The 14,707-nt window shown below is 55.5% G+C and carries 9 protein-coding genes; 5 read left to right on the top strand and 4 right to left on the bottom strand.

The features are described 5' to 3' along the window. Nucleotides 1–2: 2 nt before the first annotated feature. From dhaL to ileS, 4 genes are read right to left on the bottom strand one after another with little or no spacing between them, the layout of a single operon-like run. Nucleotides 3–611 (bottom strand): dihydroxyacetone kinase subunit DhaL, encoded by a 609-nt coding sequence (gene dhaL / locus JTE88_RS02760; RefSeq protein ID WP_204425719.1) that lies wholly within the window; start codon nt 609–611, stop codon nt 3–5. Beyond that, nucleotides 611–1,027 (bottom strand): nucleoside-diphosphate kinase, encoded by a 417-nt coding sequence (gene ndk, locus JTE88_RS02755; RefSeq protein WP_204425225.1) that lies wholly within the window; start codon nt 1,025–1,027, stop codon nt 611–613. Before ndk ends, dhaL begins: the two co-directional genes overlap by 1 nt. Beyond that, a complete protein-coding gene (locus tag JTE88_RS02750; protein WP_204425224.1) occupies nt 1,024–2,544 on the bottom strand; it encodes a bifunctional folylpolyglutamate synthase/dihydrofolate synthase in 1,521 nt (506 codons plus the stop codon). Before JTE88_RS02750 ends, ndk begins: the two co-directional genes overlap by 4 nt. Continuing rightward, entirely contained in the window at nt 2,545–5,730 is a 3,186-nt protein-coding gene (ileS, locus tag JTE88_RS02745) for an isoleucine--tRNA ligase (protein WP_204425223.1), read from the bottom strand. Nucleotides 5,731–6,314: 584 nt separating this feature from the next. Between ileS and JTE88_RS02740 the strand changes: the two genes are divergently transcribed. From JTE88_RS02740 to valS, 5 genes are all read left to right on the top strand, one after another. Next, nucleotides 6,315–8,027 (top strand): ABC transporter ATP-binding protein/permease, encoded by a 1,713-nt coding sequence (locus tag JTE88_RS02740; protein WP_239519549.1) that lies wholly within the window; start codon nt 6,315–6,317, stop codon nt 8,025–8,027. Then, nucleotides 8,024–9,766 carry an amino acid ABC transporter ATP-binding/permease protein gene (locus JTE88_RS02735; protein WP_204425222.1) on the top strand — a complete coding sequence of 581 codons (1,743 nt, stop codon included), beginning with the start codon at nt 8,024–8,026 and terminating at the stop codon, nt 9,764–9,766. The genes JTE88_RS02740 and JTE88_RS02735 overlap by 4 nt, the downstream gene beginning before the upstream one ends. 465 nt (nt 9,767–10,231) lie before the next feature. Further along, the gene (locus tag JTE88_RS02730) at nt 10,232–10,960 is read left to right on the top strand and encodes a DUF1643 domain-containing protein (protein WP_204425221.1); all 729 of its coding nucleotides are present in this window, start codon (nt 10,232–10,234) and stop codon (nt 10,958–10,960) included. A 4-nt stretch (nt 10,961–10,964) separates the two neighbouring features. Beyond that, nucleotides 10,965–11,762, top strand: coding sequence for a pyrroline-5-carboxylate reductase (proC, locus tag JTE88_RS02725; protein WP_204425219.1), 798 nt, complete (start codon nt 10,965–10,967; stop codon nt 11,760–11,762). Nucleotides 11,763–11,843: 81 nt separating this feature from the next. Then, nucleotides 11,844–14,516, top strand: a complete 2,673-nt coding sequence (gene valS / locus JTE88_RS02720; RefSeq protein ID WP_204425218.1) for a valine--tRNA ligase — start codon at nt 11,844–11,846, stop codon at nt 14,514–14,516. Nucleotides 14,517–14,707: the final 191 nt, after the last annotated feature.

Genomic DNA, 14,707 nt, shown 5'->3' with positions numbered 1-14,707 from the left:
GTCTAGTTTACACACTCCGAGAATGCTTGGAGGATGAGTTGTGAAGATGCCGCACCTGGATCCATATGTCCAATGGTGCGTTCCCCTAAATAAGCTGCCCGCCCCTTAGTGGCAACCATATCGACGGTTGCCTGGGCGGCTACTTCAGCGCTTTCACTGATAACATCGCGCAACTGATCGATATCAGCACCTTCATCAACAGCATGGTTTACCGCATCAGCGACCGAAAGCCACACATCGAACATAGTTTTTTCGCCAGCAACCACATGTCCGCGCTTTTGGATTCCACCAACAGCACGATCGAGCATCGCGGCAATAATGGTTGGGGTCAGCTCTTTAGTTGCCACTTCGCCCATGCGAGTATAAGCAGAACCAAACAACGGACCCGATGCGCCGCCAACGTGCGCAATCAACGTATATCCAATACCGCGGAAAAGTTCGGCCACATCAGTTTCGTTCGCCGTCTCCACATAGTCAACCACTGCTCGGAAACCACGATCGAGGTTCTCGCCGTGATCGGCGTCGCCGATAGTGCGATCAAGTCCAATGAGATATTCACGGTTGTCGGTGATACGTTCAGCGGCAAGACGCATCCATTGGTTGATCCACATCAGAACCACACGGCTAACTCGTGTTCCGCAGACTGCGGCGAATCCGACGAATGAATGAGATTTTCGATAGCGTCAGAGCCGGTATCGTAGCCGTAATCGCCACGAATCGTACCGGCAGCTGCGGTGGTAGGATCTGTTGCTCCACTCAGTGCTCGCACGCCCTCAATTACCCGGTGGCCACTCACGCGCAACGCCACCAGTGGCCCGGACGTCATGTAGCGCACGATTCCTGGATAGAACGGCTTATTAACCAGTTCGTGGTAGTGCGTAGCAAGCTGCTCTTCGCTCGCCTGCACCATACGAATATCGTCAAGGAGGTATCCTTTGGTTTCGATACGCGCCAAGATTTGGCCCACCAGACCGCGTCGCACACCGTCAGGTTTGATCAGAACTAGCGTTGTTTGTTTCTCACTCATGCGTGGGACTCCATATCAACTATGCTCGCTCCTAAAAGCTCACGAGCGTGTCCGGCTAACATTATAGAACCAAGAACGGTGACTGAGGCCGGAGCGATCGCATCCGGGTCCACAGTTTCCGCAATATCGACTGCTGCCGCAACCGCGTCGAGCAGTTCAGTTTCGACACGAACCCGATCTTCACCGAAAATATCGACGGCGATCTCCTGTAGTTCGTCAATATCCATGGCCCGATCCCCAACCATTTCGGTCAGCACAATCGAATGGAAGGCAGGTTCGAGCTCAGTGAGAATACCGGCTACGTCTTTATCTGCCATGGCGCTAAACACAGCTACTCGCGGGCCAGGGAAATACTCTTCGAGCCCCTCACGAGTCACGCGCGCGCCAGCCGGATTATGGGCTGCATCAACGATGACCAGTGGCGAAGACTTCACCACTTCGAGTCGGCCCGGCGAGGAGGTAGACATCAGCGCATGTTCAACCACGTTTGCCGGTAGCGCGGCTCCACCAAAGAACGCTTCAACTGCGCTCAACGCAGCTGCCGCGTTTTGAGCCTGGTAGGCGCCGAGCATCGCCAACGGGATGTCTTCATAAACGGCTGCCGGAGTGCGCAACGAAATGAGCTGACCACCAACTGCAGCCTCGCGGCTCAATACCTCGAAGTTGTCCACGATATTGGCCTGGACACGGTGGGCTTGCTCGTATGCCATTGCGCGCACTTCTGGATCTTGCGGCGCCAAAATAAGCGTCGAACCAGGCTTAACGATACCAACCTTCTCAAAGGCGATATCGGTCAATTCATGGCCAAGCCACTTTTCATGATCGTGCGAGATCGGCATAATCATGGCAACATCGGCGTCGATCACGTTGGTAGCATCCCAACGTCCGCCCATGCCTACTTCCACAACAGCCACGTCAACAGGTGCCATTGCGAACGCCGAATAGGCCATCACCGTGAACACTTCGAAGAACGACATCCGCGGACCGCCAGCCGCCTGGGACTCCGTATCCACCATGTCGATGAACGGTTCAACATCATCCCAGGTTTGTACGAAATCGGTAGCCGAAATAGCTTGACCGTCAATCGAGATACGTTCCCGAACCGAACTCAAATGCGGGGAGGTAAAACGCCCGGTACGCAAACCGCGTTCGCGCAACAATGCTTCAACGATACGTGCAGTCGACGTCTTACCGTTTGTTCCGGTGATGTGAATGGTCCGGAATGACTCTTGTGGGTTACCCATCAGATCTAGAGCGCGGCGCACCCGATCAAGCGAAGGCTGAACCTTGTGTTCGGGAGCACGCGAGACGATAGCGGTGTAAATCTGCTGCACACGCGCATACACTTCAGCGTCTTCTACCCATTGGGTAGCTTCGGCTTCCTCATGGCTCTGCACATCAGAAACGACGCTAGGATCCGGCCCCGCAAACAGCGGGGAGGCAAAAAGCGCAGCCAACGCTTCACTGTTGTCATCGACCTCGTCCGGCGTAGGAGCCGAATCCATAGCGTCATTCATTTAGTTCACCTTTTCTACTGCAACTTGGAATTCACCACTGAGAACTTCGCATTCTACTGCAAGAGTTTCTGCACAAATCATTTCTTCATGCGTCTTAACAGCATCGATGCGCTCTTGTGGAACAGTCAAGGTTAGTCGAATGCGATCGGCAACGTGAAGATCTTCCGCCTTGCGCTGATCTTGGATTGCACGAATCACGTCACGAGCATAACCTTCAGCTTCAAGTTCGGCGTCGAGAACCGTATCGAGCACCACGAACGCACCGGAAGCCAACACGGTTGCAACCGAACCTTCTTCGGCGCTTACCGACGTCGTCAATTCGTACTGGTGTGGTTCGAGAACGATTTCTGGGTCAATAAGCATCTTGACGCCACCGTCGACCTCTTCCCACTGTCCACTCTTAGCAGCCTTAAACAGCGCCGAGGTGAACTTACGGACGGACGGATCGAGCTCGCGAGGCAAAACTGCCAGGTCAGTCGATACTTCCAAACCAGATTCGGAGGCGGACTGGATCTGAACATCCTTAACGTTCACTTCGCTCTTGATCAGCTCAGCGTATGGCGCCAAATCGAGGCTGGTCACCACGCTCAACGTGCGCAACGGCTGACGGACACGCAGCTTGTGAGCCTTACGCAGCGAATGCGCAGCCGAGACCACGTTACGCACTTCGTCCATTACGGCAACCAGATCGGCGTCGATCTCGCCCACTTCTGGGTAGTCGGTCAAGTGAACCGAACGTCCGCCAGTCAAACCACGCCAGATCTCTTCCGAAATCAGCGGCAGCATCGGAGCAACGATCCGCATCAACGTTTCCAAAACCGTGTAGAGCGTATCGAAGGCTGCCTTGTCCTCGTTCCAGAAACGATCACGCGAGGTGCGCACATACCAGTTGGTGAGCAGATCGAGGTAGGCGCGGATTGCCTGGGTTGCTGCTGGGATGTCGAGGCCGTCGAGGGATTCGCGGACTTCTTGGGCCAGCATCGAGGTGCGGGAAAGCAAGTAGCGATCCATCACGTCGGTTGGTTCGCTGGTCAAGCCCTGCGAAACGTATCCCTTACCGCCATCAACCGTGCCGGCGTAGAGCGCATAGAAGTACCAGGTGTTCCACAGTGGCAAGATCACGTGACGCATTGCTTCACGGATACCTGCTTCGTCAACAACGAGGTTTCCACCGCGAAGTACTGGCGAGCTCATGAGCATCCAGCGCACCGCATCTGAACCGTAGGCGTTGAACATTTCCATCGGGTCTGGATAGTTGCGCAACGACTTGGAGGCTTTGCGGCCGTCGTTTCCGAGCACGATGCCGTGTGAGATACACGAGGTGAATGCTGGCTTGTCAAACAGTGCGGTCGAAAGCGCGTGCATGACGTAGAACCAGCCGCGGGTCTGACCGATGTATTCAACAATGAAATCACCTGGGAAGTGAGACTCGAACCAGTCACCGTTGTTGAACGGGTAATGCACCTGGGCGTAGGACATCGAGCCGGAGTCGAACCAGACGTCGAGGATGTCGGTGACGCGACGCATGGTGGACTTTCCGGTTGGATCGTCTGGGTTTGGTCGGGTCAGATCATCGATGAATGGACGATGCAGGTTTGGTTCGCCGTCGCGTCCGCGTGGCAGGCGGCCGAAGTCACGTTCGATTTCTTCAAAGGATCCGTAGACGTCGATACGCGGGTAGGCTGGATCGTCAGACTTCCACACTGGGATTGGGGTTCCCCAGTAACGGTTACGCGAGATTGACCAGTCGCGTGCACCTTTGAGCCAGTGTCCGAAAATGCCGTCCTTGATGTGTTCTGGCTGCCAGGTGATTTCTTGGTTAAGTTCAACCATGCGGTCACGGAATTTGGTGACGGCAACGAACCAAGAAGTTACTGGCTTGTAGATCAGTGGTTTACGGCAACGCCAGCAGTGTGGGTAGGAGTGAACATAGGACTTTTCTTGAACGAGTACGGCGCGCACGGATGGATCCCGGCGGGCAATTGGGCCGGTGGCGTCCCGCAGGTCGTTGATAATTGGCCGGTTGGCGTCAAACACGTGCATGCCGGCATAGTCCGAGACGACGTCGAAGAACTTACCGCCTGCGTCCACGGTTTCGATCACCTTCACGCCAGCTGCGGAGAGGACGAACATGTCGTCTTCACCGTATGGTGCGGTGTGGACGAGTCCGGTTCCGTCTTCGGTGGTGACGTAGTCTGCGAGGCAGATCTTCCATGCGTTTGGTCCGGGGGCTTCCGAATCGCGCGTGTAGTAGTCGAAGATTGGTTCGTAGCGTAGACCTTCGAGGTCGCGGCCTTTGACTTCTTTGACGATGCGTGGTTCTTCGCCGAGTTCCTTGGTGTATGCGCCAAGGCGTTCTTTTCCGATGATGACTTTTTCACCGGCGAGTTCACCTTCGGTTGGTTCGACGACGACGTAGTCGATGTCTGGGCCGACGGTGATGGCGAGGTTGGATGGCAAGGTCCATGGTGTGGTGGTCCAGATCAGGGCCAGTTCACCGGTTTCCATGCGCAAGCCGACGGTGACGGTTTGGTCTTGACGGTCTTGGTAGACGTCGTCGTCCATCTTCAATTCGTGGTTGGACAACGGGGTTTGATCGTTCCAGCAGTATGGCAGGACGCGGTAGCCTTCGTAGACTAGGCCCTTGTCATAGAGCGACTTGAAGGACCAGATGACCGATTCCATAAAGGTTGGATCGAGGGTCTTGTAACCGCCGTCGAAATTCACCCAGCGGGCTTGACGGGTGACATATTCTTTCCATTCGGCGGCGTATTTCATCACCGAGCTACGGCAGGCATCATTAAACTTTTCGATACCGATTTTTTCGATCTCAGACTTATCTTCAATGCCAAGGATGCGTTCTGCTTCAAGTTCTGCTGGTAGACCGTGGGTATCCCAACCAAAAACGCGCTCAACGCGGTTGCCCCGCTGGGTTTGGTAGCGAGCTACGAGGTCCTTGACGTAGCCGGTAAGCAGGTGGCCGTAGTGCGGCAGACCGTTAGCAAAAGGAGGACCATCGTAGAAGACGAATTCACGGCCTTCCCGCTGGTCAATGGACGCCTGGAACGTTTCATCTTGTTCCCAGTAGGCCAGAATGTCTTCTTCTATGCGCGGGAAATTAGGGGATGCCACCACATCATCGTTGCGGTGGAGCGGATAGCGGCTAGATGTAGACTGCTCGCCCATGAAAGAACTCCTCGTTTGGTTCGGTCAGGCGAGGACGCATAGCCACCTTGGGGCGTTTGCGCGGTACCACCTCGCTTGCCAAACCGCGATCGCTCACCAGGGGTGGTGGGCGGAGCCTCGGCGTGGCCGCTCGTTATGGGCGATGACGAGCCCATCCGTTCGGTTCTAGTAAGCGCTGTGAGTGCCTAGGAAAGCGCAACGCCGTTCTTCCGAATGCTCCCCGGTGATAGCCGGATCTCTGCAGTTCCAGAGTTTAGTAAATATATGGCGGTTTTTCTATAGCGGATACGGATTTCTCAACGTGATGTTCACCGCCAGCACTCCGGCAGTGATAGCATGCTCGCCGCCATTATAATACTCGTCACATTTTTCAACGATACTATACATAGGACGCAATTAATGTCGCTATCTTTTTCAGGGTTAGGAATCGCCGATAACTCTTTTCAACCTCCCATCCCCACATACGGGTGTCGCGAAACCGAAACGAGATTAGCACATATACTAGGTCCAACATCGCTACCTCCAACTTATCAGTTAGGCTACCCTTAGTAACCAGAAATTACTGTCTACTCTGGGAGAACACCGTGTCACACACGCCACGACGCGATCCGCGCTCCAAAATCCGAGTCATCTCTCCGGCCGGATCTCGCGGCACCCGCTACACCGCAACGATGCGGGTTTTCGTCGAACTAGCAATCGCAGTAGCACTTACCGCCACCGCACACCAACTCGGCACCTACCTAGCTGCGGGCACACCCGCGACCAGCGGATGGATCTTCGCCGTCGTCGCCGCACTGGTCGCTGGCGTTTTCGGAATACTCGAAATCGTCTCAGGTGTCTCCCACGCCCGCGCCGAAGAAAAACGCATCCGCCGCCGCATACTCACCCACATCTTCACCTCAGAATCGCTACCCAAAAACGATTCCGACCAGTTCTCCTCAGCAAAACTCATCCAGCTCATGACTGACAACGCCGAACGGCTCACCGACTTCCGGCAGCAATACCTCGGCTCCACCCTGGCAGCGCTACTCACCCCGGTCCTGCTTGTGGGTTACATCGCCGTTGGAGTCGACTTGTGGTTGGGGCTCGGCATGGCGATCAGCATTCCGCTCGTGCCGCTACTCGTCGGCGGTTTCATGCGCGTCTTCCGTGGAGTCTCCGCACGCTCACGCGCCGAACGCGCCAAACTCACCACCCAATACCTCGACGCGATCCGCAACCTCACCGCCGTCCGCCTCTTCGGCGCCGGCCCGCGCCTTGAAACCACGCTGCGTGCCCAAGGCGAAAAGAACCGTCGCGCAATCATGCGGATCTTGGCCGGCAACCAGATCGTCATTATTGTTCTCGACGGCGTATTCTCACTGGTCTTTATCTGCTGGTCAGTCTTGCTCATTTCCTGGGGGATCGACGCTGGCCGAATCGACATCACCGAAGCCCTCACAGCACTGTTCTTGCTCGTTTTGCTTCTCGAACCGTTGAACCAGGTCGCCGGATTCTTCTACATCGGCATGGGCGGGATCGCCGCCCAGCGGGCAATCAAACGCTACCTCGAACAACACCCATTGCCCGAAGCACAGGCTGGGGTTGAGAGCGCCGCCGATACCTCGCACGCCGCCATCGACCCCGCCGATACTCACCTCATCGACGTCCATGACGTCACCTACGACTACGGACGCGGCGAAGTGCTCCACAACGCTCGCCTCCACGTCGACGCCGGCGAAAAAGTCGCCGTCATGGGACCATCTGGCGCCGGAAAATCGACCCTCCTCGGACTGCTCAAAGGCTCACTGCCCATGCAAGAGGGCTCAATAACGATCTCCGGCAAAGCACTCGCGAACCTATCCCCTGCCGAGATTCGCAAACTCGCCGCATCCGTATCCCAAACCACCTGGCTCTTCACCGGCACAATCGCCGACAACCTACGCCTGGTACACAAAAACGCCACCGAAGAGGACATGTGGGCAGCACTCGAACGCGCCCACGTCGCCCACGACATCCGACGCATGCCCGAGGGCTTAAACACTGATGTTGGAGAACGCGGCTCACGCCTATCCGGTGGCCAAGCACAACGCATTTCGCTCGCCCGTGCCTTCCTATCCGGACGCGACATCGTGTTCCTAGACGAACCAACCTCCCACGTCGACGTCGAATCCGAAGCCCACATTATCGACGCCATCGAGCAGATCGGTGAAGAACTCACCGTCGTCATGGTCACCCACCGCGACGCACTGCTACGTATCGCCGACAAACTCTACACAGTCACCGACGGCACTGTCACCGAAGGAGCACGCTCATGAGTGAAGCAACCACACCAATCCAACCCACCAACCGTGAACTGCTCACCTGGCTCACCGGCATCACCCGCCCGGTACACGCACCACTCCTGCTTTCTACCTGCTTCCGGTTCATCAACCTCACCATGGACGTGGTGCTCTTCGCGTGGGCCGCATGGACAGTCGTCAACGCGCTCGCCGGCCAGCCCATCGGCTCACACCTCATTGCGATCGTCATCGTGGCCGCGATCAAGGCACTCGCCTATTATTTGGAACAGTTCCTCGGGCATTTCGTGGCATTCAAAGCGCTCGAACTGCTCCGCGGATACGCGTTTTCCAAACTCTGGCCGCAAGCACCGATGATCACCACCCGCACCCGCTCCGGCGACCTCTTGGCTTCTTTGACCCGCGACGTTGACCGCATCGAAGTGGTCTACGCGCACACGTTCGCGCCAGTCATATCCGCGATCGTCGTCCCGCCCATTATCTTCTTGGCAATCGGGATGAATATTGGATGGTTGGTCGTGCTACCGCCGGCAGTATGCTACCTGTTGGCCATGACCCTGGTGCCATGGTTAGGCGCTCGTGATTCATTCGAAGCCACCACAACCCAGTTGGCACATCGCGCCGACCTTGTCTCTCACGTCACCGACTCAGTGTTCGGCGCCGAAGAAGTTGTTGGCTACGGTTTAGAACATGAACGCCTGGACCGGATGGAAGAACTTGGAACAATCGTCGCTGCCGACACTCGCCGTCCGGCACTCTTCCGTGGTCTGCGCCGCGGCCTGAACATTTCGTTGGCTGCACTCTCGGTTGTCGGTCTTGCGTTTGCCGGGCAGGCTTCCGGTGTCGATCCGGCGCTGGTTATCGCACTATCTGCCGGCATGTTGCGGATTTTCGAAGGGCCGAAGGGAGTTGAAGACGCGGTGGGTGCGCTCGATGCGTCCTTCGCCTCCGCGCGTCGCATCTGGACCATTGCCCATAGCGATTACGGGGTTGTCGACGGTGAACTGGACTATCCGGCTGGCTCACCTGCTGATTCCGCGTCGTCCAGTATCCCGGCCTCACCTACTACCCCGGCGATCGAATGGCGCAACGTCACCTACCACTACCCGCTGACTGGCGACGATTCCCAGCCCGCGCTTCGCGACGCAAACATCGTCATTCCGCGCGGATCCCACACAGTTTTCGTCGGGCATTCAGGTTCTGGAAAAACAACCGCCGCCCAGCTGCTCTTGCGCTTCGACGATCCGAGCACTGGGGAAATCCTGGTCAACGGCGTCAATGCGCGCGATATTCGCCTCGAGGAGCTGCGCTCCCACGTGGTGCTCGTGACTCAAAAGAATCAGATTCTTGACACCACCATCGCCGACAACGTTCGACTCGGCGCACCGAATGCCTCTGAGGAGGACGTGTGGGCGGCGCTCGAAATGGCGGAATTGGCTGACGAAGTTTATGCAATGCCAGATGGTTTGCAGACGCGTACCGGTCAAGACGGCACACAGCTGTCGGGCGGTCAGGCACAGCGACTCGGGTTGGCACGCGCGCTGATCATGAAGCCAGAAGTGCTGGTACTTGACGAGTTTTCGGCGAATTTGAATGTTGAACTCGATGCACGCATCCGCGAGCGCCTCGCCCGCGAACTGCCCGGCGTGACAATTATTGAGGTCACCCACCGGCTGGCACACACCGAACACGCGGATCAGGTCTACTCCTTCGAACGCGGAACGGTTCGACCAATCGAGTCAGCAATCAGCCTCTGAACTGTCCCACTCCGCATCACGTCATCAGTTACCCACCCAGATCGGTGGCATAGTGCACGCTGGCGCTCTATAGCGCCCCGCCATGTGCTATGCCGCCGATTTGGAACATGCAGGTCATATACCGGCGCCCTATGTCTAGACTTGCGCGGGGAGAATCTACCTATCCATCTGTCATCCATCTACCTATCTGCTTCTGCCGAGCAGCAGTAAAACAGGGAATAGCGCAAACTGCGACGTATATGAACGAGGTTTGCGCTATTGCCCCATTCACTGCAGATCACTTCCCTCATTCGACGTTAAACATCTGCACAGGCAGGGCCAGTAGAACAACCAGACAGTACCTGTTCTCCAGTTATTTCCAAGTTCCCCACCAACTATTCATAAAGAACCTAGATGTCGATACGCGCTCAGAAATAAAGCTCGAAAAAGACGCACTAAAATCAAACCGAATGCTAATGTTTTACTATGCATAGTTGGCAAAATATTCTCCAAAAAGTAGTCCAGGCACCAGATCCAGTAAATGGCAACAACATCGGCCATGCCGTATTTGCTAAGCTACCCGGCAACAAGCTTGCCGATATAGAGCTATACGATGACGTTTCGGATCTGACTGATCCAATAAAACTTCGTTTACTCCTGACGCATAAAGCTGCCGAACGAAATACCAGCAAACACTGTGTAGTTATTGGAATGAATCCTTCGACAGCTTCCGCTTTCCAAGGAGAAAAGGCAGACAATACTGCAAGGCAAGTCTACAATTGGTTCGCAGGAGCTTCTGCTCTTGAGGGCTATGAGCGACTGACCATGGTGAATCTTCTACCGATTATCGAAACAGATAGCTTAGAGGTATCTAATCTTCTTGATCAGACTACGGATAACTATAGAGAGGTCTTTCACAGGACGCTCGACGCACTGCTTCGAACCGAAAAATACGATCTCGAACACACGCTCTTGATCTGCGCATGGGGTTCATCAAGCAATAAACGGTGGGTTCGAGACGGACAAGCATGGTTCTACGATTATCTAAATGCCAACAAAGAAATACCTCGAGAGAATATCCAAAGGCTAAGATCTAAATCTCTAGGGTCCCCAACAGATTATCCGCCTCACCCGCGAGGCTCTGTTGGCTTACAAAACGGTAATGAGCTAATCGGAATGCCTCTGGAGAATCCTGACAGAAAATCTCAGCGGTAACCCCATGACGACTCTTGGTTTTATTGGCGCTGGTTCGATGGCCAGCGCGATCATCCACGGCCTTATTTCTTCCGGCACGCCTGGCGAGCAGATTATTTTTTCGCGTCGCAACACCGACGCCGGCACCCAGCTTGCCACCGAACTCCGCGCCCGCTTCACCACTGACAACACTGAGGTGGCGGCGGCCAGCCAGATTGTCGTTCTCGCAGTCAAGCCGTACCTCATTGGCAGTATGCTCGATGAGATCAGCCCACACCTGTCCCCTAACACGCTTCTGGTCTCGGTAGCTGCTGGGGTGTCGCTCGCAGATATTGCCAGCCACGCCCCGGCCAATCAGCCGATTGTGCGTGCAATGCCGAACGTCAATTCACACATCGGTATGGGTATGACGGGCTTGTGCGCCAACGATCATGTAGCGCCAGAACAGTTCGCTGCGGTTGAAGAGCTGTTCGGTGCGGTGGGTGAGGTAGCCACTGTGCCGGAGCATCTTTTCTCCGCATTTTCCGCGATTGCGGGTTGTTCTCCGGCGTGGACGTATACCTATATTGATGCCCTTGCTCGTGGCGCGCTCGCGGAAGGCATGACGAAGCGTGAAGCTGTGCGTGTTGCCGCCCAGGCAGTGCTGGGTTCGGCGCAGATGGTTGTGGATTCGATCGATACGGCTGTCCCCGCCGAGCTGGTCGATCGCGTAACGTCGCCGGGCGGCACCACGATTGCAGGCTTGTTGGCGATGGAAGACGCCGGGTTCTCCCCTGCGGTTGTTGCCGGGGTTCGAGCTGCGGTGGCGCGCAATCAGGGTTAGCCTCAAATTCACCTCCCAACGTGACAGCTACCACCTTACCCACCGGCGCATGAATGCTGGAAAACATGGAAGAATAGAGCCATGACTGAAAATAATTCCGCATTGCTCGATAACACCGAGGTTCCGGACAAGGTATCGCTCGAGGGTCTCGAGGACCGCTGGGGCAAGGCTTGGGCCGAGAACGGCACCTACCGCTTCGACCGTGACACTGAGCGCGCTCAGGTCTATTCGATTGACACCCCACCTCCTACCGTCTCTGGTTCACTACACGTTGGCCACGTGTTCAGCTACACCCATACCGATACGGTTGCGCGTTACAAGCGTATGCAGGGAATGAATGTTTTTTACCCGATGGGTTGGGATGACAACGGCCTACCGACTGAACGCCGTGTACAGAACTACTACGGCGTGCGTGTAGATCCGTCGTTGCCGTATGTTCCAGATTTTGTGCCACCGCATGATGGTGGCGACGGCAAGTCGATCAAGTTTGCTGATCAGATGCCTATTTCTCGCCCGAACTTTATTGAGTTGTGTTGGAAGCTAACCCAGGAAGACGAACAGCAGTTTGAGGCGTTGTGGCGTCATTTGGGCTTGTCGGTTGACTGGGAGCAGAACTACCAGACGATTGGCGCGAAGGCACAGAAGGTTGCCCAAGCTGCGTTTATTAAGAATCTTCAGCGCGGCGAGGCTTACCAGGCGCAGGCTCCTGGCTTGTGGGATATTACGTTCCAGACGGCGGTTGCCCAGGCTGAGCTTGAGGCTCGCGAGTATCCGGGTGCTTACCATTCGCTCGCGTTCCATCGTGCCGACGGCGACGACGTCATTATCGAAACGACTCGTCCAGAATTGTTGCCGGCGTGTGTGGCGTTGATTGCCCACCCGGATGATGAGCGTTACCAGGCGTTGTTTGGTACGACGGTGAAGTCTCCGGTTTTCGGTGTTGAGATCCCTGTTTTGGCTCACCCGCAGGCGGAGATGGATAAGGGCGCGGGTATCGCTATGTGCTGTACGTTCGGTGATGTGACCGACGTGGTGTGGTGGCGTGAGCTTGATTTGCCGATGCGTTCGGTGCTTGGCAAGGATGGCCGCCTACTCCACGAAACTCCAGAGTGGATTACGGATGCTGATGGTATTGCCATGTATGAAGAAATGGCTGGCAAGACCACCTTCTCTGCTCGTAAGGCTCTGGTTGAGAAGTTGGCTGAAACCGGTGAGATGCTGGGTGATCCGAAGCCAACCACTCGTATGACGAACTTCTTCGAAAAGGGCGATAAGCCGCTCGAAATCGTAACTTCTCGCCAGTGGTACATCCGTAACGGCGGCCGCGCACACGAAGAGTCTAACGGTAAGGATTTGCGTGATAACTTGCTCGCTCGTGGCGAAGAAGTTGCGTTCCATCCGGACTTCATGCGGGTGCGTTACAACAACTGGGTTGAAGGTTTGAATACTGACTGGCTGGTATCGCGTCAGCGTTTCTTTGGTGTTCCGTTGCCGTTGTGGTATCGGGTGACTGAAGCTGGCGATGTTGATTATGACGACGTTATTGTTCCGTCGGTTGACCAGCTTCCGATTGATCCTACGACTGACGTTCCTGAAGGTTTCACTGCGGAGCAGCGCGGCCAGGCTGGCGGCTTCGTTGGCGAAGTTGACATTATGGATACGTGGGCGACGTCGTCGTTGACTCCGCAGATTGCTGGCGGCTGGTTGACTGATGAGGACTTGTTCGCCAAAGTTTACCCGATGGATGTTCGCCCGCAGGGCCAGGACATCATCCGTACCTGGTTGTTCTCCACGATGGTTCGTGCACATCTTGAGTTTAACGATGTGCCATGGAAGCATGCCGCTATTTCGGGCTGGATCCTTGATCCGGACCGTAAGAAGATGAGTAAGTCGAAGGGTAATGTTGTTACCCCGATGAGTCTGTTGGAAAAGCATGGTTCGGACGCTGTTCGTTATTGGGCAGCTTCGGCTCGTCTGGGTACTGATGCGGCGTTTGATGAGCAGCAGATGAAGATCGGTCGCCGCTTGGCGATGAAGCTACTCAACGCTTCGAAGTTTGCGTTGCAGATGGGTGGCACTGGTTCGAAGATTGATTTAGATGCTTCTGCTGTTACTGAGCCGATCGATCGCGCAATGCTTGCTGAGCTGGTTCACGTTGTTGAACAGGCTACCCAGGCATTTGAAAACTATGATCACACTCGTGCATTGGAGATCTCTGAAACATGCTTCTGGACGTTCTGTGACGACTATCTTGAGTTGGTCAAGGACCGTGCTTATGATCGCGACGGCAAGTACGCCGAGGCTGGTCAGGAGCAGGCTATTCGTTCAGCACGTGTTGCATTGAACTTGGCTGTTGATACATTTGTTCGCTTGTTCGCGCCAGTGTTGCCGTATGCTGCTGAAGAGGTGTGGTCGTGGTATCGCACTGGTTCGGTCCACCGCGCTCAGTGGCCGTCGATTGTTCCATTAGCTCAGGCTTCTGGCGATGCCGATCCAGCTACCATGCATATTGCCGGCCAAGCTTTGGCTGCGTTGCGTAAGGTGAAGTCGGAGAACAAGGTTTCCCAACGTACGCCGTTCTTGTCGGTCACCTTGAATGTTCCAGCACATGATGAGGCTAAGATTGCAGCTGTTCGCGGTGATCTTCTTGCTGCCGCTCATGTTTCCGGTGAGTTCACTGTGGCAACTGACGCAGAAGAGGGCGCATCGGTAACCGCTTACGAGTTAGCTGAGCCAGAGCCAAAGAAGAAGTAATTCTTCTACAGTTTCCTAGCCTTGGGGTCCGCTTTTTAGCGGGCCCCAAGCTTTTCCCAGTTTACTCCCTGCTCGTCGATACATTACTACGTGACAGTTCTCGTACATAAAACGTATGTTCGCCGTCGTCAGCGGTAAATCCAACACACCAAGGTCACATATCAAATATCCCCCACAAACCACTAAGTTAC

The sequence above is a fragment of the Arcanobacterium phocisimile genome (assembly GCF_016904675.1).
Taxonomy (GTDB): domain Bacteria; phylum Actinomycetota; class Actinomycetes; order Actinomycetales; family Actinomycetaceae; genus Arcanobacterium; species Arcanobacterium phocisimile.
The sequence above is the reverse complement of the archived record's forward strand: the minus strand, read 5'-3'. Positions and strand labels throughout refer to the sequence as shown.